Genomic DNA, 22,417 nt, shown 5'->3' with positions numbered 1-22,417 from the left:
ATGCAGCACTGGAGCCGTATCGAAGCGTTTGTCGAAGTAGTGCGTTTAGGCACATTTTCTGCCGCAGCCCGCCACTTGAAAGTGTCCACCTCTCATATCAGCCGCTTGGTCAGCCAGCTTGAAAACCAGTTGGGTGTACAGTTGCTGTATCGCACCACCCGCCAGATCCGTTTGACCGACGCGGGCGCTACCTACGTCGAGCACTGCCGCCATCTCTTTGATGGGCTGCGCGATGCCGAGCAAGCACTGAGCGAGCTCCAGGCCAAACCCAATGGGCTGCTTAAACTGACCTCGGCTACTACCTTCGGCGAGCGCTTTATCGCCCCACTGGTTAACGACTTTCAGTGTTTGCATCCTCAGTTGGATGTGCACATGCACTTCACTAATCGACCGGTAGAACTGATTGAAGAGGGCTACGATATTGCCATTCGGATGGGGGTATTGAAAGATTCCAGCTTGATCGCCAGGCGACTATGCGACCGCCGCGAGTATATCGTTGGCTCTCAACGCTATTTTCGCCAAGCGCCGCGCCCCCACACCTTGGCCGAGCTTAACCAGCACCGCTGCTTGATTGGCTCACGACCCAACTGGCTGTTTGAAGTCAACGGTCAACGCCGCGAAGTGCGTGTCGAGGGGTGCTGGACAGGCAACTCTGGCCCAGCACTGCTAGATGCTGCTCGCAAAGGGCTGGGCTTGGCGCAGTTGCCTGATTATTACGTGGCTCCCTATCTGGCAAGCGGTGAGCTAGTGACCGTGCTTGAGCCTTTTCAGCACCACGATACCGCCGTTTGGGCTGTTTACCCCCGCCACCGCCACTTGTCACCTAAAATCCGACAGCTGGTCGACTATCTTGTTACCAATATTAACAGCGTGCTGCCCCAAAACCCGCTTAGTGAAGAAGCTTCTGATTAGCACTCAATGGCATTGACAGCGAGCCCGCCCTTGGATGTTTCTTTATACTTATCCTGCATATCGCGTCCCGTATCGCGCATGGTGCGGATCACTTTATCCAGCGATATAAAGTGCTCGCCATCGCCGTGCATCGCCATACGCGCGGCATTAATAGCTTTGACGGAGGCAATCGCATTGCGCTCGATGCAAGGCACTTGAACGAGCCCACCGACCGGGTCGCAGGTCAAACCTAAGTTATGCTCTAAACCAATCTCAGCGGCGTTCTCCACCTGGCCCGGCGAGCCGCCTAGCACCTCGGCGAGCCCTGCGGCTGCCATGGCGCAGGCGGAGCCTACTTCGCCCTGGCAACCCACCTCCGCACCGGAAATGGAGGCGTTCTTTTTGCATAAAATGCCTACTGCGCCGGCGGTTAGCAGAAAATCCACCACATCGGCTTCGCTAGCGTCGGGTTCAAACTTCAAGTAGTACGCCAATACGGCGGGCACAATACCCGCTGCACCGTTGGTTGGCGCAGTGACCATCCGCCGCCCGGCGGCGTTCTCTTCATTTACCGCCAGCGCGAATACGTTGACCCAATCCATGACGGTAAAACTCGACACAATCAGGCGCTGATTAGCCGGCGGATGAAGCAACTGCTGATGGAGCAGCTGCGCACGACGGCGCACATTTAATCCGCCTGGCAAATGACCAGTGGCGCGCAGGCCATTCTCGATGCTGTCGCTCATGGCGTGCCAAATGGTTATTAGTTCCTCACGGATGGCCGCTTCACTACGCCAGGCTTTTTCATTTTCCAGCATCAGTTGACTAATGCGCAGCTGATGCTGCTGACATAGCGCGAGCAGCTCGGCCGCCGTATTGAAGGGATATGCCAGCGGCGTGCTGTCCTCGCCCAGTTCGCCTTGATCCGCTTTGGCTTGATCAACATAGAAGCCGCCGCCTAGTGAGTAATATGTGTTCGTCGCCACCAGTGTGTTATGGCAGTAAGCGCTCAACACCATGGCATTAGGATGAAACGGCAGGCAGGTTTCATCCCACTCCACATCGCTGCCAACCTCAAAGGCGATTGGCTGGCCATTGACAAGCAACAGTGGTTCACCCTCATCAAGTTGTTTTAATCGCGATGCAATAGTGTCGGGATCGATGCTTTCGGGTGCCTCTCCCATCAACCCCATGATCACCGCTTGATCGGTACCGTGCCCCACCCCAGTGGCGGCCAATGAACCATGCAGCCTTACCACCAGCCGAGTGATGGTTGTATCACCCAGCGCCAAGGCAAAGTCACGAGCAGCGCGCATCGGCCCCACCGTGTGGGAACTTGAAGGACCGATGCCGATACGAAAAAGATCAAACACACTAATAGCCATGCCGATGACGCCTCAAAACGTTGTTATTGCCTGTCTAATAGACACTTTGCAGGGACGATGACCAAACATCGCGTGATTAACCGCAATATCGACGTGCGAACATACAAGTGTGACGATATAATGAACATTCACCCTTGCATGTTAATATATGCGAATTGCGACGCTGCTTACCACAAAGGATGTTGGTATGTCTTCTCCCCCTCCCTGGCCAATAGGGTTTCAAACCATTTTAGTGCGTGCAGTGCTGTACGTGTTATTTATCGGCGCGATTGCCCAAGGTGCCTATTTAGAAGCACTCTATCTCCCTTCAGTACGGTTTTCTGAGCTGGGCTTTACCGAGTTTACGCAAACACTGGTGCTTGCCACCTGCTGTGCAATGCTGATTTATATTCGCCAAGTGCTTAAAGTCTGGCCCACCGTCACCCTACTGCTACTAGCGTTTGTGGCCGCCTCTTTAGTGCGCGAACAGGATCACTTTTTAGATAACTATGTGGCTGAAAACACCTGGAAGGTACTGGTGGCGCTGATTATTCTCCCGACACTCTTTTGGGTGGTGAAGCAGCGCCAACGCTTTCTTGCGGAGTTTACCCATTATAGCAACACCTTCGCTTTCGGTTTGTTTACGGCAGGCGTGCTGACTACTTATATCTTTTCGCGCCTCTATGGGCGACAGGAATTCTGGCAAGCCATTCTTGAAGACAGCTACTCTGGAACCTTTAAGAGTGTCGCAGAGGAAGTGGTTGAGCTACTCGGTTACAGCTTAATTTTGATCGCCACCTTAGAGCTACTACTATTGACGCGCCGCATTTATAAAGCTCGGTAGCTATCCACTTAAGCTAGGTACCGATCACCACCACGAAAAAGCCCGCCGTTCAATGAACGGCGGGCTTTTTGATCTTAGCGGCTACTGCTTGCTATTCACCGCTTACCTTTTCACGGCATTTATTCGTCGAGGAACGAACGCAGCGGTTCAGAGCGGCTGGGGTGGCGCAGCTTACGCAGCGCTTTGGCTTCAATCTGACGAATTCGCTCACGTGTCACGTCAAACTGCTTGCCCACCTCTTCCAGCGTATGGTCGGTATTCATATCAATACCGAAGCGCATACGCAGCACTTTCGCTTCGCGAGCGGTCAAGCCGCCTAACACGTTACGCGTCGCTTCGATAAGACCTTCACCGGTGGCCATATCGATCGGCAGCAACATGGTGCCATCTTCGATAAAGTCGCCCAGGTGTGAATCATCATCGTCACCAATCGGCGTCTCCATGGAGATCGGCTCTTTGGCGATTTTGAGCACCTTGCGTACTTTATCTTCCGGCATTTCCAAGCGCTCGCCGAGCTCTTCCGGGGTCGGCTCACGGCCCATTTCCTGGAGCATCTGGCGTGATACGCGATTGAGCTTGTTGATCGTCTCAATCATGTGCACCGGAATACGAATGGTGCGCGCCTGATCCGCGATGGAGCGGGTGATTGCCTGACGAATCCACCAAGTGGCATAGGTCGAGAACTTGTAACCACGGCGGTATTCGAACTTATCGACCGCTTTCATCAAGCCGATGTTGCCTTCCTGAATGAGATCCAGGAACTGCAGACCGCGGTTGGTGTACTTCTTGGCAATCGAGATAACCAAACGCAAGTTAGCCTCAACCATCTCTTTCTTGGCACGACGAGCTTTCGCCTCACCAATCGAGAGCTTGCGATTCACCTCTTTAAGGTCGGCAACCGAGAGTTGCACCATGTCCTCTTCAAAGGCGATCTTACGCTGGGCACGGGCGATATCGGCGCGCAGCGGCTCAAGACGGTCAGCGTACTTGCTCTGCGCTGCCTGGAAATCATCCAGCCACGTTTTACGCGATTCGTTGCCAGGGAACGACTTGATAAAGGTTTTACGCGGCACCTTGGCTTTCTTCACGCACAGCTGCATCACCGCTTTTTCCTGGGCGCGCACTTGCTCAACGCTGATACGCACTTGGCCGACGAGGCGCTCAAAGTGCTTAGGTACCAGCTTGATGGGCGAGAAAAGCACCGCCAAGCGAGCCTGCTCGGCCTTCAGCTCGGCACTACCTCGGCCATGCTTGGCAAACGCCGCTTCGACTAAGGCTTTCTGCTCGCGAATCTGCTCAAAACGCGCACGCGCTTCTTCGGGATCCGGGCCGCCCTCGCTGGCCGTGGAGTCTTCGTCCTCATCGTCGCCGTCGCCTTCCACGTCATCTTCAAGTTCGGACTCGGGCTCCGGCTCCGGCACCTCTGCTTCGGCAACGCCGGGGATGCCCTCATCGGGATCAATGAAACCAGAAAACAGATCCGAAAGACGCCCCGGCGCTTCTTCATCCTGGGTGGCGTCATAGGCGTCCAGAATAGACGCGACGGCTCCCGGCAAATAGGCCAGAGACGACATCACTTCACGGGTGCCCTCTTCGATCCGTTTGGCGATTTCAATTTCGCCCTCACGGGTCAAAAGCTCAACCGTGCCCATTTCACGCATATACATGCGTACGGGGTCAGTGGTGCGGCCTACATCGCTTTCCACGGCGGCAAGGGCCGCTACGGCCTCTTCCGCAGCGGACTCGTCCGTGGACTGATCCGACATCATCAAAGTGTCTTCATCTGGCGCTTCTTCAGCGACACTTATACCCATGTCGTTGATCATGCCAATGATGTCTTCCACTTGATCCGGGTCGGCGATATCCTCGGGTAGATGGTCGTTGACCTCGGCATAGGTCAGGTAGCCCTGTTCCTTGCCTCGAGCGATCAACTCCTTCAGACGCGACTGCTGCTGCGCATTTCCAGCCATAGAAACCCTATCTCGACGAAGAAGAATGAAACACCTGGAGCGCTGAATCGATTAAACTCAACAAGCCGTACAGTATAGCGTAAAAAGCAGGAAATTTTCCAGCTCGACGTATTTGCGCGGTAATTCAGGTGTGTTAGTTTGTTCGGTTAAGCCAGCGCTCGGTAGCTGAGCCTATATCTGGTGCTGAAACGCTAGGAATTCAACCCCCCATCGCCCAAGACACCGCCTCATTGACGCTGGGCAAGCTCCATTACCAAGCTTGCCAAACGCTGGCGCTGCTCCTTATCTAACTTTTGCCCGGCGCGCTCCTGCGCCAGCAACGCCATGTACTCCTCTTGAGGAGAACGCTGACGTTGAACATGCTGCAGATGTTCCACCCAGCCATTCAGCTCTGCTTCCCTATCTGCCTTGGGAATCAACAGCTCGCGCTTAGCAAAGACCGCCAATGCCTGCCCCTGCTGACTGCCTTGAAAATGCGCCAACACTACTTGCGGGCTGCGGTAGCGCCCCGCCTTTAGCAGTGCGATCAGTTCTCTGCATAGCGGTGCGTCATCATCTTCCGGTAGCCACTCCAAATGATCCGGGAGCGAAGTCACCAAATTGGGCTCATGCAGCAACAGCTGCACGATACGCCCAACCGGGGAGAGCGCCTGGGAACGTGAGCGCGATGAGTGGGCTGGCGCTGCCAATACCGCACCCTGCATCGCTGATGACGCCGAATCGGGCTCTACCTGCTCCGCCTGTCTCTGCGAAGCGTGGTGCTGCGACACTTGGGCACGCTTTTCGAGCAGTACTTTCAACTGCTCTTGTGCCAACCCACTACGCTGTGCCAAAGACTCAAGCAGTAGTGATTTGAGCATGCCATCAGGTACTTTGTTCAATGCTTCAAGCACCTGACTGGCAAATCGTTCGCGCCCTTCCACGGTATTCAAGTCGCGCCCCTGGGCCGCCTGCTCGAACAGAAACTCCGACAGCGGCATGGCACAGGTGACGCGATCCTGAAACGCCTGGGTGCCTTCACGGCGCACCAGGGTATCCGGATCATCACCTTCAGGCAGAAACAGAAAACGCGCTTCACGGCCATCAATCATTTGCGGCAACGCTGTTTCCAACGCCCGGCTAGCCGCCTGCCTTCCCGCACGATCACCGTCAAAACAGAATACTACGCGACTCACCAGTCGAAACAGGCGGGTCAAATGGTCTTCCGTGGTAGCGGTGCCCAGCGTCGCCACGGCGTTATGAATACCGAATTGCGCCAGCGCCACCACATCCATATAGCCTTCGACCATAACAAGCTGCTCAAGCTTGCTAGAGGCTTGGCGCGCTTCATACAGGCCGTAAAGCTCACGGCCTTTGTGGAACACGGGTGTTTCCGGCGAGTTGAGGTATTTGGGCTGATCATCACCCATTACCCTGCCGCCGAACGCAATCGTACGACCACGCAGATCACGAATCGGAAACATGACCCGATCCCGAAAGCGGTCATAAGTACGCCCGGTATCTTCACGATGAATCAGCAGGCCATACTCTACCTGCACCGGCTCACCAATACCGCGTTCGCTGAGATGCTGCTTTAGCGCCTCCCAACCACTCGGGGCATAGCCAATGCCATAGGTCTTGATCACCTCGTCCGAGAGCCCACGACCCGACAAATAGCGTTGGGCAGACTGGCCCTCCTGCATCTTTAATCGCTCGCGATAAAAACTGGCGGCGAGTTCGAGCAGGTTAACGCCCTCTTTGCGCTTCTTTTCGCGTTGCTGGGCACGTGGGTCGTCAGCACCTTCGCGAGGCACCTCAATACCCAAGCGCCCGGCCAACTGCTCTACCGCTTCGGGAAACGGCAGCTTGTCGTACTCCATCAAGAAGCGTAGTGCATTCCCATTAGCGCCGCAGCCAAAGCAGTGATAAAACTGCTTATCCGCGCTGACGGTGAACGACGGGGTCTTCTCTTGATGAAAGGGACATAGCCCGGAGTAGTTACGGCCGGCTTTTTTAAGCTGCACACGCTCACCGACCACCTCGACCACATCAACGCGGCCTAACAGATCATCAATAAAACGCTGTGGAATTTGGCCTGCCATGAACTACGGGCATCCTCGCGCAAAGCGCTAATTCGCTGACTTTCGAGACTGCTTTCTAAAACTATCTTCAAAATACTATCGTCAAAATACTGTTTTTAAAAAATTGTATTTAAAAACTGATCTTAATAACTGCTTAAGGTCATCAGACCTATTGCCAGATCAGATCATCATAAACAGCGACAGTCTTAAAAAACGGTGATTTTGAAAACCGTGATTTCGAAAAACAATAACCTTGAAAAACAGCGATCATGAAAACAACAGTCAAAAACAAACGGCCACCTAGTGGCGGCCGCTTGGCATCCCTCTTGAGACGACCAGCTAACTGCTCCGGCCCCCTCGGGTACGGATCAATAGAGCCGTTCGAAACGCTTTTGCTCACGCTGGACTTTCTTGGCGTGGCGTTTTACGGCAGCTGCCGCTTTGCGTTTACGCTCAGCAGTCGGCTTCTCATAGTGCTCGCGGCGGCGTACTTCAGAAAGAACACCGGCTTTTTCGCAAGAACGCTTGAAGCGACGCAGGGCGACGTCAAACGGCTCGTTATCACGTACTTTTACAGAAGGCATTAAGCACTCACCTACCTTAAGGAGTCTTGAGTTCGGATAGTACGTACACTGCGATATTGCGGTTCAGAATACAGTGTACGACCCAGTTTTACAGCGCACAGTAGTCTAGTCGCCGTTGGCCATCTTTGCAAATGCTTACGCTCGTTTGCAGCGACAATGTTAGACTACTGGCCTTGTGATTTTCACCTTTATATTTTTTGCACATCCTTTGAGAGTCCCTTTTTATGCGTGTTCTGGGCATTGAAACATCCTGCGACGAAACGGGCGTTGCGCTTTATGACACTTCGCTAACCGGCGGCAAAGGGCTGCTGGCCGACGCGCTCTACAGTCAAATCGCCATGCACGCCGAATTTGGTGGTGTGGTACCCGAACTCGCTTCTCGCGACCACACCCGCAAACTGCTACCGCTAATTGAGCAGGTGCTCAGCGATGCCAAGCTAACGCGTCACGACTTGGACGGCATTACTTATACCGCTGGCCCGGGCTTAGTCGGTGCATTAATGGTAGGCGCCAGCACCGCCCACGGTATGGCACGAGCGTTAAATATTCCCGTACTTGGCGTGCATCATATGGAAGGTCACTTACTGGCACCGATGCTGGAAGACGAGCCGCCTGCGTTCCCCTTCGTGGCGCTGCTGGTATCCGGCGGGCATACCCAACTGGTCGAAGTGCAGGGGCTGGGGCGCTATCAGCTACTCGGCGAATCGGTGGATGACGCCGCGGGTGAAGCGTTTGATAAAGCTGCCAAAATGCTGGGCTTGGCCTACCCAGGTGGGCCTCAAGTCGCCAAACTGGCGGAACAAGGGGATCCCAAGCGCTTTCGCTTCCCGCGCCCGATGACCGACCGACCAGGGCTCGATTTCAGTTTCTCAGGCTTAAAAACCCACACCATGACCGCCATTCGCCAATTGGAGGCAGTGGGGGAACTCGACGACCAAGCACGTGCCGATGTAGCCCGCGCCTTTGAAGAAGCCGTGGTTGATACGCTGGTCATTAAGTGCCGCAGAGCGCTGGATCAAACCGGTTTGAAACGTTTAGTGGTAGCGGGTGGGGTTAGCGCCAATCATCGCCTGCGTGAACGACTCCACGCTGAGTGTGAAAAACGCCAAGCCCGCGCCTACTACCCACGCGGGCGCTTTTGCACCGACAATGGCGCCATGATTGCCTACGTAGGCGCTCAGCGCTTGGCAGCGGGCGAGTGCGATACCTACGGCATAATGCAGGCGACCCCCCGCTGGCCGCTGGATCAACTGTCACCCCCGGCTGCCGCTGACAGCTAACTGCGCTCTAGGAGCCGCGAAATGGCGGCTCTTCACCGCGTCGCAGTCGACGAATATTAAGCCCGTGGCGGGCCAACACCAGCAGACTGAAGCCGCCGACCACCATAAAATACGCAGGCGCTAGCCAAGCGCATATCAGCGGCGCCACCAAAGCACTGGCCAGCGATGCCATCGCCGCCGTCTTTAGCCGCCACGCCAGTAGCGCCCAAATAATGGCGCTTAATAGCGCCACATTGGGCACCAATATCAGCAGTACACCAAACGCACTGGCGACTGCCTTTCCGCCACGAAAGTGGTGCCATAAGGGAAAACTGTGTCCTAGCAACACGGCCAGCCCAACCAGCCCTTGCAACCATACTGGGCAGCTCATGAGCTTGGCTCCTATAACAGCGGGCATGGCTTTTAAGGCATCTAGCAGCAGAGTAACGGCCGCCAAACGGGGGCCATAAAGGCGCAATACGTTAGAAAACCCAGGGTTAAACGAACCATGTTGGCGTGGGTCCCCCACACCCGCTAGGCGGCAAACGCTCAGCGCTGCCAACCAACTGCCGCTTAAATAACCCACTACTATCCATACCATGGCGCTCTGCTCGCTTTATAGACCGTCTCGATAGCCTGGCTCGCTGTCGTTTAGCCCCATCCTAACGTACAATCGCCCGCTTGTTGCAGCTGGGGGAAGGCAGATGGATCGCATTTTGATTGAAGCGTTAACCGTCGACACAGTTATCGGTGTCTATGCTTGGGAGCGTTCAATTCAGCAGTCGCTGAGCCTGGACTTAGTGCTGGCAACCGATATACGTTCAGCGGCAGCGACCGATGATTTACGCCTCACGCTGGATTACGCGGCCATTTGTCAGCGCATCCAGACATTTGCCGATGCTCATCAATTCGCCCTGGTCGAAACTTTCGCCGAACGCCTCGCAGAGTGCTTACGTACAGAGTTTCCAATCAATGGGTTGCGCCTCACCGTGCGTAAACCCGGCGCAGTGCCCAACGCTGTCAGCGTCGGTTTGGAAATTACCCGCGGCGCCTTACCAGAGGCAATGCAGGAGCCCAGCGCATGAAACTGGTCACTGTCAGCTTAGGCAGCAATATTTACCCCACTCGGCATATCCGCTACTGCCTTGATGCGCTCGCGGACACCTTTGGCTCGCTGCAAATCTCACGTGTGTTTGAAAGCGAGCCAGTGGGCTTTACCGACAGTCGCAATTTCTATAATTTGGTAGTGGCCTTCCACAGTGACTGGACACCCGGGGAGCTTCAGGCTTGGAGTAAGCAGCTGGAAATAGAGCACGGCCGCCTTCCTGACACTGCTAAATTTAGCCCCCGCGCGCTGGATATCGACTTGCTTACCGTGGGCAGCCTCTGCGGCACCGTCGATGATGTCACGTTGCCACGCAGCGAAATCACTCATAATGCGTTCGTGCTGCAGCCGCTTGCGGAATTGCTACCCACAGAGCGCCACCCCTTGTGTGACACCTCTTACGCTTCGCTATGGAAAACCTTCGAACTAGGCAGCCAACGTCTCTGGGCGGTTGATTTTAGCTGGCGTGGCCGCTGGATCTCTCAGTCAGACGAGCTTCCTCGCTTGGCAGCGGCCCGTCGATAACCAGTTACTCAAGTGCTACCGCCACGGCTTGCCCGCGCCGCACGCGTATTGCCTCACCCAGCGCTGCCCCCTGATATCCTTCCGCCATTAACGCCTGCGGCCCCACCTCGCGAGCCGCTAGCCAAGCGCTGCCAAGCCGCTCCACTTGCTCCGGCGCCAGCACGCTCACTAATGCCAACTGCGCCTCGACCTGCTCGGGCTTGCGCCAGCCATCCAACCTTTCAAGCCAATGCAGCACATTCGGGCCCTCCAGTGGCGCGGTAAGCAGCGCATAAGTGAGCACGGTATGACGGGCAAGCTGAGCCACGGCGTTAGGCAACTTTAACCGCGTTGCTAAGGCATCACGCTGTTCGGCGGTGAGCGGTGACACCAACTGCGCATAGCGCCAGTGAGCCACTGCTATCGTGCTGTTTCGAGGCGTTTGATCCAGCGCAGCTAAACCTCGCGGCAACACCGACCCCATGAGTTCGGGAAACCAGATAGGCAGCGCCTCGCAGCGCTCAAGGGTGGTAAAATAAACGTCCGGGCTTGGTTCGCCCAGCGCCTTTTCAGTTTCCACCCACACCCGTTCGGCGGCCAAATGCTCAAGTTCACCGCTATGACTCACCTGACGCATCAGCGCCAGGGTTTCAGGGGCAATGGTGAAGCCCAGCCCTGCATAACGGGCCAAAAAGCGTGCGGTACGCAGTACGCGCAGCGGGTCTTCGCTAAACGCAGAAGAGATATGCCGAAGCACGCGCCGTTCGATATCGCCTTGACCATTAAACGGGTCGGTTAATTCACCCTCGGGGCTCTGGGCAATCGCGTTAATGGTTAAATCCCGCCGCAAAAGATCCTCTTCCAGGCTGACATCGGGGCTGGCGTGCACTTCAAACCCGCCATAACCATGGCCAGATTTGCGCTCGGTGCGGGCGAGCGCGTACTCCTCGGCCGTATCCGGATGCAGAAAGACCGGAAAGTCGCGCCCCACGGGTTTAAAGCCACGTTTGCGCATGACGTCTGGCGTAGCGCCCACCACCACCCAGTCATTGTCATAGACCGGCCAGCCCAGTAGCGCATCGCGCACAGCGCCGCCCACCCGAAACACGCTCAAACCCGCTAAACGTGGATCGCTATTGGTCTCTTTCACTACTGTCTACTCCGTTGCTGGCTCGCCACACTGGTTCGCTCTCCGCTGTCCAGATTAAGCGCGGTTAACCGCCCACCCCAAACGCATCCCGTATCCAACGCCTCGACGGGCACCCGCGCCTGCGGGGTTCTTCCTTCCAGTGCCGCCCAGTGGCCGAAAAGCAGCCGGGTATTATCATCTCGCGGGTATTGAAACCAGGGCAGAAAACCCGAAGGCGCACTATCTAGCCCCTCTTTAGCGGCAAAGTCCAAACGCCCTTGGGCATCAATAAAGCGCATTCGGGTGAGCACATTAACAATCAGGCGCAGACGATCCATGCCGTCTAGATCGTCGCGCCAGCTATCCGGCAGGTTGCCAAACAGTTGGGTTAAAAACTTACCAGAGGCGTCACTGCCCAGAGCTGCCTGCACTTCACGCCCCAGCGACTCGGTCTGAGCCACACTCCATTGGGGAAGCAGCCCGGCATGGGTCATGAGCGTACCGTTTTCAATCACGCAAAGCGGTTGGCTCTGTAGCCAATCCAGTAGCGCTTCGCGATCAGGGGCGCCCAGAATATCGCTAAGGGTGTCGTTTTTCTTCAGTTTGCCGCCGCCGCGCGCCACCACCAGCAAATGAAAATCGTGGTTGCCCAGTACGCTGCGTGCAGCGCTCCCCAGAGCACGCACTTCGCGCAGGCACGCTAAAGAGCCTGGGCCACGATTAATTAAATCACCGACCAGCCATAGCGTATCCCGCGTGGGGTTGAAGCTGAGCTTCTCCAGAAGGGCTACAAATTCGGCGTGACAGCCGTGCAGATCGCCGATCGCATAGGTACTCATGCGGGAGGCCTTTTTCATAAAATAAGTGGACTAATACTACCACTTCACCGAGACCCTCTGCCTGTTGTAGACGGTTTATGTTGATGATTAACACTGGTTAAAAGAGTGAACCTGGCTCACTATAAAAGTACGCTTTGATGCTCTTAAGCCATTCGATAGTTAGCCACCTGGTAATAACTGTTAAGGAAAACGATACGCCTATGGCAATGGATCACTCTCGACGCAGCCTGCTGCGAGTTGCAACACTGGCGGGCCTTGGTGCCCTCATACTTCCCGGCACAGCGCTTCTTCCTGCCGCACGTGCCACTGCTACCAAGCTTGGCCCGCCCCCCGTTGCGGTGACGGTTAATGGCTGGCTACTGAACAGCAGTGACCGCTGATGTATATCGCCTTTGAGGATATCAACGAACACAGCAACGCCTGGGATGTCTGCATTATCGGCGCGGGTGCGGCGGGCATTTCCATGGCCGTTACCCTAGCGGAGCGAGGCCACCGGGTACTGCTCTGTGAAGGTGGCGATGCGGACTACAGCGAACGCTCCCAGGAGTGCTACCGGGGCGACGTCGTCGGCGACCCCTATATTCCCCTGTATGGCGCTCGGCTGCGCCATTTGGGTGGGTCGACCAACCACTGGGGCGGCATTTGTCGCCCTTTGGATCGCTACGACTTCAATGCCAAAGCCGTCGCCAGCGAAACGGCCTGGCCTATAGGCCGCGATGCGCTGGTTCCTTACTACAGCGCGGCCGTTACTATGCTCGGTCTGGAACCTACGCCAGCCGATCATGTGGTCCCTGAAGCGGGGCTAAAACGCATCTATTTTTCGCTGGGTCACCCCACACGCATGAAAGAGAAGTATGCCGCTACGTTGAGCGATTCGACCACTCTGACGTGCTGCCTAACAGCCAACTTGGTGGCACTGGAAACCCAGGCTGGCAAAGTCACCAGCGCCACTTTTAGCAATTACCGGGGCGACTACCGCAAGGTTCAGGCGCGCTACTTTGTACTGGCCTGCGGCGGCATCGAAAACTCGCGCCTGCTGCTGTGGTGCAACCAACAACTAGATGGCCAGCTAATCCCCCAAGCCGACACCCTGGGACGCTACTGGATGGAGCACCCCCACGCCACAGTGGGGAAGGCGCTCATTTTTGAGCCTGCGGCACTGGGTCTGGACGAGGATTACAACGTTTTCCTCTCCCCCACTGCTCGCTCCTTGCGCTCACGACAAATACTCAATTGTGGGCTGCGCTTGCACCGCATGAACGCTGAAGCTACCCAGGAACTGATTGACGAGCTCGCAGAACAGGCACCCGCGCTGGTGGGTCGGCTGCGTATCTGGCAGGCCCAAGGTCGGGTGGTGCACGGCGCGTTTCTAAGAGCCGCCTGGGAGCAGGAACCTCGCTATGACAACCGTATTGAGCTAAGCGATGAGCTGGATAAACTGGGAGTGCCACGTAGCCGGCTGGTGTGGCGGCAATCTGAGCTGGATCGCCACACCATTCGCGAGAGCATGCTACTGCTGGGTGAATACCTGCGTGATAACGAGGTGGGCAGGCTACAGATGGCTGATTGGCTTGCCGATACGCCGGTGCAACTGCCCACGGAAGGCGAACTTGCTGGACGTCACCACATGGGCGGCACGCGCATGAGCCTTGTTGCCGAGACGGGTATCGTTAACCCCGACTGCCGTCTATTTGCCCAGGAAAATTGCTACTTGGCGGGCTCCAGCGTTTTTGCTAGCGCAGGGCACGCCAACCCCACTTTAACGCTGGTACAGCTGGCCTTGCGACTTTGCGATCATCTGGAGAGTAGGTTAGCGCAAAACGCTAGTGAAGCTGGAGCGGCACCGCCAGCCTGAACGGTGTGATAGCCACTTCAAACGCGCGTTGCGTGGAAGTGTCCAGCAACGTATAGGCGCCCTCCATGACCCCCACCGGCGTTTGCAGAATGGCACGGCTGGTATAGCGAAAGCTCTGGCCAGGGCCAATCAGTGGCTGCTGCCCGACGACGCCTTTGCCGCGCACTTCCTGGCACTCGCCGCTGCCCTGGGTGATTTTCCAGTAGCGCGCCATGAGCTGCACGCTATGGGGGCTTTGATTGTGGACGGTGATGGTATAGCTGAAGACGTAACGCGACTCCGCATCATTGGACTCATCGGCACGGTAGCTAGGCGCAACGTTTACCTCGATAGTTAGACCACTCACGCTTGGCTGCCCCGCTCACTGCTCGCCTGTTCATCGGCGGCGACTCGATTGGCAATCGCCACGTATTCGGCGACCGTCAGTGTTTGCGGACGGCGGATAGGATCAATACCCAACTCTTCAAGGATTTCAGGACTCACGCGCCCTTTAAAGTTATTGCGCAGCGTTTTGCGCCGCTGGCCAAACGCGAGCTTCACCAACTCAAACAGCAGCGTGGGGTCTTCTGCAGTATGGGGCAGGGTCGCATGAGGCGTTAAGCGCACGATGGCCGACTCAACCTTGGGCTGCGGCACAAAGGCTTCCGGCGGCACAATAAATAGCTGCTCGACACTACAGTAGTACTGCGCCATAACCGACAGACGCCCCCAGTCGGCACCGCCCGGTTCAGCAGCCAAGCGCTCAACGACTTCTTTTTGCAGCATGAAGTGCATATCCTCTATCGCACTTCCTGCAGCCAGCAGGTGAATTATCAGCGGCGTGGAGATGTTGTAGGGCAGGTTGCCCACCACACGCAGCGCAGGTCCATCGCCTTTCAGCGCGGCAAAATCAAACTTCAGCGCATCGCCTTCATGTATCACAAAGTCGGGGTAGTTAAAAAACTGCACTCGCAGGCCAGGGATCAGATCGCGGTCGAGTTCAATTACCTCCAGATGTCCCGCCGCTTCCAGCAGCGGCTCGGTTAGTGCGCCCTGCCCTGGGCCAATTTCGACAAGGCGATCCGTCGAGCGCGGGCCAACGGCACGAACGATCCGCGAAATAATGCCAAGGTCGCGCAAAAAGTTCTGACCAAAGCGTTTACGAGCGCGGTGTTGGGGCACAGTAGACATCAAACGGTGTTCCTTGGAGTGCGGATTCAATCGGGAGTATTTCGCAGCAAATGCTAGACAGTAGCAGACAACCGCTGGGTAGCTAGACGGCGTGCAAGGGCGATAGCGACTTTCAGGCTGCCGGGGTCTGCCACGCCTTTGCCAGCCAGATCCAACGCGGTGCCATGGTCGACCGAAGTGCGTACCAATGGCAAGCCCAGGGTAATATTGGCGGCCTGACCAAAGCCTGCATATTTTAACACTGCCAAGCCCTGGTCATGGTACATCGCCAGCACCGCATCGACACCGGCCAAGTGACGCGGGGTAAATAGCGTGTCGGCGGGCAACGGACCAAGGATATCCCTTCCCTCAGCACGAAGAGCATCAAGCGCGGGAATAATAATATCCAGCTCTTCGTGGCCCAGGTGGCCATCTTCACCGGCATGCGGGTTTAAGCCACACACGGCAATGCGCGGTTTTGCAATCCCGAACTGGCAATGCAAATCAGCCTCCAGTAAGCGACTAATCCGAGTAACCCGCTCAAAGGTGATAGCGTCGGCGACGTTGCGCAGAGGCAAGTGGGTGGTCACCAGAGCAACACGTAAATCGCCACTACCCTGCCAGCTTGGCGATGCCGCATGTAGCGCCGCGTCGGTGGCCAGCATCATCACGACGTCATCAACGCCACAGGCATCACGCAGCCATTCGGTATGGCCGGTAAAGCCTGGGTGACCGCCGTCAATAATTACGCCTTTGTGCAGTGGTGCGGTCACCATGGCAGCGGCAAGGCCGCGTTGACAAGCATCGACCGCCATTGCCAGGGTGGCAAGTACGTAATCGGCGTTGGCTGGATTAAGCACACCTGGCGAGGTAGGGGCATTAAGAGCGACGGACCAAACAGGTAAGGCATTGTCGCCACTTGGGCACTCACCCACCGAACACTCTACCACCGTAACATCCAGCCCCAGCGCAATTGCGCGCTGGCGCAGCATTTTCGGATCGCCAATGGCCACGGTATTCGGAGGCAGAAGCCCCCGGGCTGCCAGCATTAACGTTAGTTCAGGGCCGATGCCCGCTGGCTCGCCGGTGGTGACGACCACCGGCAGCGCGCTATCAGCCCTTGAAGTACCAGCTACCATTAGAGACGAACATCAACAAAAGCCTGTGAGCGAATCTCTTGCTGCCAGGTTTCAAGCTCTTCATTGGCACGGCGTTGGAAGATTGCTTGGCGCACCTGCTCGCGCTGGCTCTCCTGAGTAACGTTCTGACGACGACGCTCTTCTACCTCAATCACGTGGTAGCCAAACTGAGAGCGCACCGGTTGTGATATCTGGTTAACGCCTAGGTCACGCATTGCTTCCTCAAACGCTGGAACGGTTTGCCCTGGGCGCACCCAGCCAAGCTCTCCCCCGTTGAGTGCCGTACCGCTGTCATCGCTATACTCGCGCGCTACAGAGGCAAAATCATCACCTTGAGACAAGCGCTGACGCACTTCTTCGGCTCGGGCACGCGCCTGATTTTCATCCCGGTTAGGCGTCAGCTCGATTAATACGTGGCGGGCCCGCGTCTCTTCAATGAAGTTCTGCTCGCCGGTCTGCCCCTGCTGCTGGTCTAAAAAGCGCTCAACGTCACGATCACTAACCGTCACACGATTACTGATTTGGCGCTGCTGCACCTGACGCATCAGCATTTCGCGGCGAATATCTTCGCGCACGCTCGCCAGCGTCATGCCGTCAGCTTCCACCGCATCAGCAAACTCATCCAGCGTCATGCCGTTGGATTCGGCAATCGAGCGCACCTGACCGTTTAGCTCGGTATCATCAATAGTCAGACTGGCATCTTCCGCCATCTGTAGTTGAATCTCTTCCATCACCATGCGCTCAAGCACCTGTCGCTCCAACTGGGAGCGCGGGGGAAGGTTACCGCCTTGGGCCTGCGCCTGCTGCTCGACTTTCGCCATACGATCGTCTAGTTCGCTGCGCATAATCACATCGTTATTGACCACGGCCACCACACTATCCAGCGCCTGACGCTGAGTGGACTGGAAGTTCTGCGCCTGGAGCGCCAGCGGGGCCAACGCAAAGCTAGCGCCAACGCAGAGGGCGAGTAGGCTACCAGCAGAAAGCTGCTTCATTCGGCCTAGCAAGGGCTGTCTCATTTTCATTACAAACGTCTCTTTCATTAGCCATTCTATGGAAGTCATTTACAGGGCAGTCGGACGATAGCCAGGAATGGTCTGTTCAAAATAGCTGTCCGCATTCTGGCCAATGCCACCTAAGCCACGGAACACGAAGCGCAAAAATAGCCCACGATCATTAAAGTCATCATCAATGCGGGCAGTATCATCGTCATCGACCCATTCACGCCAGACAAGCTGCAGGCCATAACAGCAGTTGTTCCACTGTACGCCTGCCAGCTGCTCAAGCGAGCGGTCATTGGTTTGATCGTGAAGGTAGCGACCGATCAAATCAATGCTAGTACTGGCTTTCCAGGCAAACGACAGATCCCACTCTTCACGGTTATAGTCGCGAAAGCCATCATCGCCCTGCAACACGCTCGGGTCGAACCCTTCGATCTCCCAACGGTAGCCAAGGTTCACTACGTGCCCTTCGGGATGGCGATAACGTACATCAACGCTTGAGCGTTCAGTGCGATCACGATGATCATCGTAGAGCCATTCGTAGCCACTACTCCAGCGATCATTAATTTGCCAATCAAGGCGGGTCACTAGTGGTGAGCGATCCCGGGTGGCCTGATAGTAGCTTTCAGGATTAACGTTGGGGTTTTCTTCCGGCCGATCTGGCAGCGTATCCGCATCGCCTTCGCTATCGATTCGGCGATCATCAAAGTAAACACTCTGCCCAACCCCAAACGAGAGTCGATCACGACCGGACGCATCCTCAAGCAGGCGCGACTGCACGCCATAAGAGATCCGGTTGAGATCACCCACTCGGTCAGCGCCGGAAAAGCGCTGGGCGGACCAGAGCTGATCCCAGGAAAACGCACGTTCGCGGCTGTCAAAGTCCGGCAGCTCAGTTTGATCGGTACGTGGCACGTAGGCATAGTTCAGACGCGGCTCTAAGGTTTGGCGATACTCGCGCCCGCCGAGGGCAAGCTCGCGCTCAAAGATCAAGCCACTATCGACCGAGGTTAGCGCAATGCTGCGGCTGGGTGAGTCACCCCGCTCCGTTTCACGCTCGCCATAATCCAGCTCATAGGCGGTGTTCCACAGTTCAGTACGCGGTTCTAAATAGCCCCAGGGCCGTTCAAAGCGCCAGCCAACAACAGGCGTGAGGTGCAATCGGCTACCGGTGGCCGCCTCACGCTCCGGCACACGACGTTCATCCACATCGCGCCAGAAATAGGTCGCGTTAGAACGCCACTGTGTATAGAGGCCGTTGTCGAACTGCCAGTTCGCATTGGCGCTCAGGCTCGGCAGTTGATAAAAGGGTTTATCGCTATCGCTAAGTGGATCTTCCAAACGCTGGAAACCCTGGGCGCGGGCGTCTAATTGCCAGCGTTGGCCGCGGTAATCGACCTGGGCCAAGCGCTCCATGCTGGCGCGATCACTTTCGCCGAACTCGCCGCCAAAGTCATCAAAATAGCGCCCGTCACTGGCTGCACCATAGCGCAGCCGGTAATTGCTACGCTCGTTTACCCGCCCTGCATGGCGGGCATCCACATACCAACGATCCTCGCCTTCAAAGCGATTTTCTCCACCGCCGGAGCCGCCGTTATCGCTATTTAAATAGCCGCCTTCGACGATGCCTGAACTTTCCTCAAGCAGATAGCGGTACTCACCGTTCATCAGCAAACCGTGGTCGCTCATCCAGCGTGGCGTAATGGTCGCATCGTGGTTAGCGGCGATATTCCAATAAAACGGCTGGGCGTAATCAAAACCATCCGATGAAAAACCTATCGATGGGGAGAGCAGACCAGTGTGACGACGATCGTCAATGGGAAAACGTAGCCATGGCCAGTAAAACACCGGCACATCTTTTACGTGTAAACGCGCATGACGCGCCGTACCGTAACCTTCGGCCTGATACAGACGAATATCGCTACTGACCAGTTCCCAGCTATTGGCGCCCGGGTCACAGGTCGTGAAGCTGGCGTCCTGCAGACGATACTCGCCCTCTGCCGTCTGCTCTAACTGATTTGCCTGACCGCGCAAGTGCTGGTCGTAAAGCACATAATGGCTATTCCCCAACGTCGCACGGTCTTCGTTTAGCCTGAGCATGGCCTGCTCGCCGCGCACCAGCGCACGCCCATCGCGTATGGCGATATTGCCTTCGGCGTCAACCTGCTGGCGGTCGGCGGGTAAAAAGACACGCTCCGCTTCCACTTCTTCATTGCCGCGACGCAGCACCACATCACCACGCAGCAGTGCCTCGCCGTCGGCGGCGTAATCGACGTCGCTGGCCTCAAGCGAGAGGGTTTCCGGGTTCTCTTCTGCGGGTAAGCGGTAGCTGGGCATGACGTAGCGCCCACGGCACAATTGATTGGCCGCTTCCTCTTCTCCCCAGGCTTGCCAATCTAACGCTTCCGCAGGCATGTCTTGGTCTTGAGCCACCGCCGTAAACGAGGCGCCAGCAAGCAAACTGCTCATCAGCGTATGCGCAACCGGCAACGTGCGCGAAAATCGCTTGCCCATGTTCGTTATCCTTGGCATCCAGAATCGGTATTATACAGCCCGCATGATGCCCGACCAGCAAGGAGCTTGCATGTCCTCTTATCGGATTAACGCCCTCACCACTTGGGCTGCCCAGCAAAACGGCCTTTCCCAGGCCGATATTACGCTTTCATCCGCCGTGGGCGATGCGAGCTTTCGGCGTTATTTTCGCCTTACGTTACCTGACGGCGCCACCCAGGTGGTGATGGATGCCCCGCCTGAACAGGAGGATTCCCACCCTTTTGTGACCATCGCCAAGCGTTGGCACAGCGCAGGGCTAGCGGTACCCAAGGTGCACGCCGCTAATTTGGCGGACGGTTTTCTGTTGCTTGATGACCTGGGCAACACACCGCTACAGGATATGTTTACCGATGACGCTACCACACAGACGTACCATGCGCAGGCACTAACGCTGGTCGCCGAGCTGCAAAACCGCGCCAACCCCGAATCACTGCCCGCTTATGACTCGGCGCTGCTGGGCCGGGAGCTCGACCTGTTTCCTGAATGGTGCTTGGGTGCCTGGCTGAAGCTATCGCCACCCGAAAGCTGGCAACCCTTGCGCGAGCAGCTTATTCAGCAAGCATTGGCTCAGCCGGTGGTCACTGTGCACCGTGATTTTGATGCTATGAACCTGATGATACACGATCAGCGCCTGTTCATGATCGACTTCCAGGACGCGGTGGCGGGCCCGCTAAGCTACGATGTGATCTCGCTGCTTCGGGGCCGCTACTGCCGCTTTAGCGATGAGCAGTTTAGCGACTTCGTCGACGCATTTTATCAGCAGGCCCGCCGCGATGGCCGCCTTCCCGGCCGGGTCGATTTTGCCACCTTCCTGACCCAGTGCCACGCCATGGCCGCTCAGCGCTCGCTGAAAGTGCTGGGCATATTTTGCCGTTTAACGCTGCGCGATCAAAAAAGTGGCTATCTTGAGCGCTTGCCGCACTTTTTGGATCATCTGGAGGATAGTCTTTCGTGCCTGACCGAGCAGGCTGAGTTCGCTGAGTGGGTCAAACTCACCTTTCGCCCCGCCCTCATGAAGCGACTAACGGAAATGCCGCAATGAAAGCAATGATCCTAGCCGCGGGGCTCGGCAAGCGGATGCGTCCGCTTACAGACCACTGCCCCAAGCCGCTGCTGCCGGTGGCGGGTAAACCGCTCATCGTGCATCACCTGGAGCGGCTTCGCGAGGCGGGCATTGATGACGTCGTCATCAACGTTAGCTACCGTGCCGAGCAGATTATTGATGCCCTCGGCGGCGGCGATGACTATGGGCTGCGCATTCACTGGAGTCGAGAAACAGCGCCACTGGAAACGGGAGGCGGCATTCAGCAAGCCCTGCCGATGTTGGGTGAAGCCCCATTTCTACTCATCAACGGCGATGTCTGGTGCGAAACGCTGCCCCACCCGCAAGCGCTGCGCGGCGACGACTTGGTCCACCTGGTGCTGGTAGACAACCCACTTCACCATCCCGACGGCGATTTTGGGCTAGCGGGTGGGCGTGTCAATCAAACCAGTAATGAGCGCTTGACCTATGCGGGCATCAGTGTGATTCACCCTGGGCTGCTCGCCGGGCAACCTCAAGGCGCCTTTGCATTAGCACCACTGCTCAGGGCCGCCATTGATAACCAACGGGTGAGCGGTGAACGTTATACCGGACACTGGGTCGATGTGGGCACGCCTGAACGGCTGGCGGCGCTGGAAAGCCAGCTTCAATTGCAACGACAGCGCGGGAAAGAGTAGCTGATGCATCCGGACTATTTACATGCGGCAATCGCTGATACGCCACGGGTAGCGGTCTACGGCACGCTGAAGCAGGGTTTCAACAACGCCCACTGGTTAAGCGGCGCCAGAAGATTGGGTAGCGATACCACCCGCGCCCTCACACTCTACGATATCGGCCCCTACCCTGGCGCCAAGTGGCAAGCGTCCAAAGGCGTCATTATAGAGATTTATGAGATTAGCATTGACCAGCTGGCCCAGCTAGACCGGCTGGAGGACTACCGTATCGACGCCCCTGCGCAGGGCGAGTATGACCGCCAGCAAATAGCCACCCATTTTGGTCGTGCCTGGGTCTATCTTTACAATCCAGGAGTAGCGGGTAAGCGAGCCATTTGCGAAGGCGGCTGGGAGATGCCCTACACTGCCCATGATTAATAATGCCGGTGATAAACAACAGAAGCGTTGAGAAGAGG

General features: G+C 56.6%; 22 protein-coding genes. 10 read left to right on the top strand and 12 right to left on the bottom strand.

Features of this window, described 5'->3' with window-relative positions:
* On the top strand, positions 1-912 hold the full coding sequence (locus tag KO116_RS06325; RefSeq protein WP_035558887.1) for a LysR family transcriptional regulator: 912 nt from the start codon (positions 1-3) through the stop codon (positions 910-912).
* On the opposite strand, the gene KO116_RS06320 is transcribed toward KO116_RS06325, so the two are convergent.
* Entirely contained in the window at positions 909-2,276 is a 1,368-nt protein-coding gene (locus KO116_RS06320) for an L-serine ammonia-lyase (protein WP_035558890.1), read from the bottom strand. The genes KO116_RS06325 and KO116_RS06320 overlap by 4 nt on opposite strands.
* 187 nt (positions 2,277-2,463) lie before the next feature.
* Between KO116_RS06320 and KO116_RS06315 the strand changes: the two genes are divergently transcribed.
* Complete coding sequence (locus KO116_RS06315; RefSeq protein WP_035558893.1) at positions 2,464-3,099, top strand: hypothetical protein; 636 nt, start codon at positions 2,464-2,466, stop codon at positions 3,097-3,099.
* Between the two features lie 119 nt (positions 3,100-3,218).
* Here the strand turns inward: KO116_RS06315 and rpoD are convergent, their stop codons facing one another.
* The 3 genes from rpoD to rpsU form a co-directional block, all read right to left on the bottom strand.
* Positions 3,219-5,069 (bottom strand): RNA polymerase sigma factor RpoD, encoded by a 1,851-nt coding sequence (rpoD, locus tag KO116_RS06310; protein WP_035558896.1) that lies wholly within the window; start codon positions 5,067-5,069, stop codon positions 3,219-3,221.
* Positions 5,070-5,296: 227 nt separating this feature from the next.
* Positions 5,297-7,150 carry a DNA primase gene (gene dnaG / locus KO116_RS06305; RefSeq protein ID WP_035558898.1) on the bottom strand — a complete coding sequence of 618 codons (1,854 nt, stop codon included), beginning with the start codon at positions 7,148-7,150 and terminating at the stop codon, positions 5,297-5,299.
* A 347-nt stretch (positions 7,151-7,497) separates the two neighbouring features.
* A complete protein-coding gene (gene rpsU / locus KO116_RS06300; protein ID WP_008956349.1) occupies positions 7,498-7,713 on the bottom strand; it encodes a 30S ribosomal protein S21 in 216 nt (71 codons plus the stop codon).
* A gap of 224 nt (positions 7,714-7,937) precedes the next feature.
* On the opposite strand from rpsU, the gene tsaD reads away from it, so the two are divergent.
* On the top strand, positions 7,938-8,993 hold the full coding sequence (gene tsaD, locus KO116_RS06295; RefSeq protein ID WP_035558901.1) for a tRNA (adenosine(37)-N6)-threonylcarbamoyltransferase complex transferase subunit TsaD: 1,056 nt from the start codon (positions 7,938-7,940) through the stop codon (positions 8,991-8,993).
* A gap of 7 nt (positions 8,994-9,000) precedes the next feature.
* Here tsaD and plsY read toward each other — a convergent pair whose 3' ends face one another.
* On the bottom strand, positions 9,001-9,573 hold the full coding sequence (gene plsY, locus KO116_RS06290) for a glycerol-3-phosphate 1-O-acyltransferase PlsY (protein WP_035558904.1): 573 nt from the start codon (positions 9,571-9,573) through the stop codon (positions 9,001-9,003).
* A 103-nt stretch (positions 9,574-9,676) separates the two neighbouring features.
* Between plsY and folB the strand changes: the two genes are divergently transcribed.
* Together folB and folK are read left to right on the top strand one after the other, a co-directional pair.
* The gene (gene folB / locus KO116_RS06285; protein WP_035558906.1) at positions 9,677-10,057 is read left to right on the top strand and encodes a dihydroneopterin aldolase; all 381 of its coding nucleotides are present in this window, start codon (positions 9,677-9,679) and stop codon (positions 10,055-10,057) included.
* The gene (gene folK, locus KO116_RS06280) at positions 10,054-10,602 is read left to right on the top strand and encodes a 2-amino-4-hydroxy-6-hydroxymethyldihydropteridine diphosphokinase (RefSeq protein WP_035558909.1); all 549 of its coding nucleotides are present in this window, start codon (positions 10,054-10,056) and stop codon (positions 10,600-10,602) included. The genes folB and folK overlap by 4 nt, the downstream gene beginning before the upstream one ends.
* A 4-nt stretch (positions 10,603-10,606) precedes the next feature.
* Here the strand turns inward: folK and KO116_RS06275 are convergent, their stop codons facing one another.
* Together KO116_RS06275 and KO116_RS06270 are read right to left on the bottom strand one after the other, a co-directional pair.
* A complete protein-coding gene (locus KO116_RS06275; protein WP_052703732.1) occupies positions 10,607-11,731 on the bottom strand; it encodes a polynucleotide adenylyltransferase in 1,125 nt (374 codons plus the stop codon).
* A complete protein-coding gene (locus tag KO116_RS06270; RefSeq protein ID WP_035558912.1) occupies positions 11,731-12,549 on the bottom strand; it encodes a symmetrical bis(5'-nucleosyl)-tetraphosphatase in 819 nt (272 codons plus the stop codon). The genes KO116_RS06275 and KO116_RS06270 overlap by 1 nt, the downstream gene beginning before the upstream one ends.
* A gap of 200 nt (positions 12,550-12,749) precedes the next feature.
* On the opposite strand from KO116_RS06270, the gene KO116_RS06265 reads away from it, so the two are divergent.
* Both KO116_RS06265 and KO116_RS06260 read left to right on the top strand, forming a co-directional pair.
* Positions 12,750-12,929 (top strand): hypothetical protein, encoded by a 180-nt coding sequence (locus tag KO116_RS06265; RefSeq protein WP_035558915.1) that lies wholly within the window; start codon positions 12,750-12,752, stop codon positions 12,927-12,929.
* Positions 12,929-14,404: an FAD-dependent oxidoreductase gene (locus tag KO116_RS06260; protein ID WP_035558917.1), complete on the top strand. Its 1,476-nt coding sequence runs from the start codon at positions 12,929-12,931 to the stop codon at positions 14,402-14,404. Before KO116_RS06265 ends, KO116_RS06260 begins: the two co-directional genes overlap by 1 nt.
* Here the strand turns inward: KO116_RS06260 and apaG are convergent.
* The 5 genes from apaG to KO116_RS06235 are packed head-to-tail and all read right to left on the bottom strand — an operon-like array spanning position 14,373 to position 20,207.
* The gene (gene apaG, locus KO116_RS06255) at positions 14,373-14,750 is read right to left on the bottom strand and encodes a Co2+/Mg2+ efflux protein ApaG (protein ID WP_008956340.1); all 378 of its coding nucleotides are present in this window, start codon (positions 14,748-14,750) and stop codon (positions 14,373-14,375) included. The genes KO116_RS06260 and apaG overlap by 32 nt on opposite strands.
* Entirely contained in the window at positions 14,747-15,574 is an 828-nt protein-coding gene (gene rsmA / locus KO116_RS06250; RefSeq protein WP_035558921.1) for a 16S rRNA (adenine(1518)-N(6)/adenine(1519)-N(6))-dimethyltransferase RsmA, read from the bottom strand. The genes apaG and rsmA overlap by 4 nt, the downstream gene beginning before the upstream one ends.
* A gap of 53 nt (positions 15,575-15,627) precedes the next feature.
* On the bottom strand, positions 15,628-16,692 hold the full coding sequence (gene pdxA / locus KO116_RS06245; RefSeq protein WP_035558924.1) for a 4-hydroxythreonine-4-phosphate dehydrogenase PdxA: 1,065 nt from the start codon (positions 16,690-16,692) through the stop codon (positions 15,628-15,630).
* Positions 16,692-17,717: a peptidylprolyl isomerase gene (locus tag KO116_RS06240; RefSeq protein WP_035558926.1), complete on the bottom strand. Its 1,026-nt coding sequence runs from the start codon at positions 17,715-17,717 to the stop codon at positions 16,692-16,694. Before KO116_RS06240 ends, pdxA begins: the two co-directional genes overlap by 1 nt.
* A 39-nt stretch (positions 17,718-17,756) precedes the next feature.
* Positions 17,757-20,207 (bottom strand): LPS-assembly protein LptD, encoded by a 2,451-nt coding sequence (locus KO116_RS06235; RefSeq protein ID WP_035558928.1) that lies wholly within the window; start codon positions 20,205-20,207, stop codon positions 17,757-17,759.
* A 70-nt stretch (positions 20,208-20,277) separates the two neighbouring features.
* Between KO116_RS06235 and KO116_RS06230 the strand changes: the two genes are divergently transcribed.
* From KO116_RS06230 to KO116_RS06220, 3 genes are read left to right on the top strand one after another with little or no spacing between them, the layout of a single operon-like run.
* A complete protein-coding gene (locus KO116_RS06230; protein ID WP_035558931.1) occupies positions 20,278-21,288 on the top strand; it encodes an aminoglycoside phosphotransferase family protein in 1,011 nt (336 codons plus the stop codon).
* The gene (gene murU / locus KO116_RS06225; protein WP_035558933.1) at positions 21,285-21,965 is read left to right on the top strand and encodes an N-acetylmuramate alpha-1-phosphate uridylyltransferase MurU; all 681 of its coding nucleotides are present in this window, start codon (positions 21,285-21,287) and stop codon (positions 21,963-21,965) included. The genes KO116_RS06230 and murU overlap by 4 nt, the downstream gene beginning before the upstream one ends.
* Before the next feature lie 3 nt (positions 21,966-21,968).
* Entirely contained in the window at positions 21,969-22,379 is a 411-nt protein-coding gene (locus KO116_RS06220; RefSeq protein ID WP_045812084.1) for a gamma-glutamylcyclotransferase family protein, read from the top strand.
* Positions 22,380-22,417: the final 38 nt, after the last annotated feature.

Source organism: Halomonas sp. KO116 (genome assembly GCF_000734975.2).
In the GTDB taxonomy this organism is placed as follows: Bacteria; Pseudomonadota; Gammaproteobacteria; order Pseudomonadales; family Halomonadaceae; genus Vreelandella; species Vreelandella glaciei.
This window is presented reverse-complemented; position numbering and strand designations above follow the sequence as displayed.

Coding starts and splice junctions, on each gene's coding strand:
- tsaD (WP_035558901.1), top strand. CDS start 7,938: ATGCGTGTTCTGGGCATTGAAACATCCTGCGACGAAACGGGCGTTGCG.
- KO116_RS06260 (WP_035558917.1), top strand. CDS start 12,929: ATGTATATCGCCTTTGAGGATATCAACGAACACAGCAACGCCTGGGAT.
- rpsU (WP_008956349.1), bottom strand. CDS start 7,713: ATGCCTTCTGTAAAAGTACGTGATAACGAGCCGTTTGACGTCGCCCTG.
- KO116_RS06325 (WP_035558887.1), top strand. CDS start 1: ATGCAGCACTGGAGCCGTATCGAAGCGTTTGTCGAAGTAGTGCGTTTA.
- KO116_RS06220 (WP_045812084.1), top strand. CDS start 21,969: ATGCATCCGGACTATTTACATGCGGCAATCGCTGATACGCCACGGGTA.
- KO116_RS06320 (WP_035558890.1), bottom strand. CDS start 2,276: ATGGCTATTAGTGTGTTTGATCTTTTTCGTATCGGCATCGGTCCTTCA.
- KO116_RS06315 (WP_035558893.1), top strand. CDS start 2,464: ATGTCTTCTCCCCCTCCCTGGCCAATAGGGTTTCAAACCATTTTAGTG.
- dnaG (WP_035558898.1), bottom strand. CDS start 7,150: ATGGCAGGCCAAATTCCACAGCGTTTTATTGATGATCTGTTAGGCCGC.
- KO116_RS06265 (WP_035558915.1), top strand. CDS start 12,750: ATGGCAATGGATCACTCTCGACGCAGCCTGCTGCGAGTTGCAACACTG.
- KO116_RS06235 (WP_035558928.1), bottom strand. CDS start 20,207: ATGGGCAAGCGATTTTCGCGCACGTTGCCGGTTGCGCATACGCTGATG.
- rpoD (WP_035558896.1), bottom strand. CDS start 5,069: ATGGCTGGAAATGCGCAGCAGCAGTCGCGTCTGAAGGAGTTGATCGCT.
- KO116_RS06230 (WP_035558931.1), top strand. CDS start 20,278: ATGTCCTCTTATCGGATTAACGCCCTCACCACTTGGGCTGCCCAGCAA.
- folB (WP_035558906.1), top strand. CDS start 9,677: ATGGATCGCATTTTGATTGAAGCGTTAACCGTCGACACAGTTATCGGT.
- murU (WP_035558933.1), top strand. CDS start 21,285: ATGAAAGCAATGATCCTAGCCGCGGGGCTCGGCAAGCGGATGCGTCCG.
- pdxA (WP_035558924.1), bottom strand. CDS start 16,692: ATGGTAGCTGGTACTTCAAGGGCTGATAGCGCGCTGCCGGTGGTCGTC.
- KO116_RS06240 (WP_035558926.1), bottom strand. CDS start 17,717: ATGAAAATGAGACAGCCCTTGCTAGGCCGAATGAAGCAGCTTTCTGCT.
- rsmA (WP_035558921.1), bottom strand. CDS start 15,574: ATGTCTACTGTGCCCCAACACCGCGCTCGTAAACGCTTTGGTCAGAAC.
- plsY (WP_035558904.1), bottom strand. CDS start 9,573: ATGGTATGGATAGTAGTGGGTTATTTAAGCGGCAGTTGGTTGGCAGCG.
- KO116_RS06270 (WP_035558912.1), bottom strand. CDS start 12,549: ATGAGTACCTATGCGATCGGCGATCTGCACGGCTGTCACGCCGAATTT.
- folK (WP_035558909.1), top strand. CDS start 10,054: ATGAAACTGGTCACTGTCAGCTTAGGCAGCAATATTTACCCCACTCGG.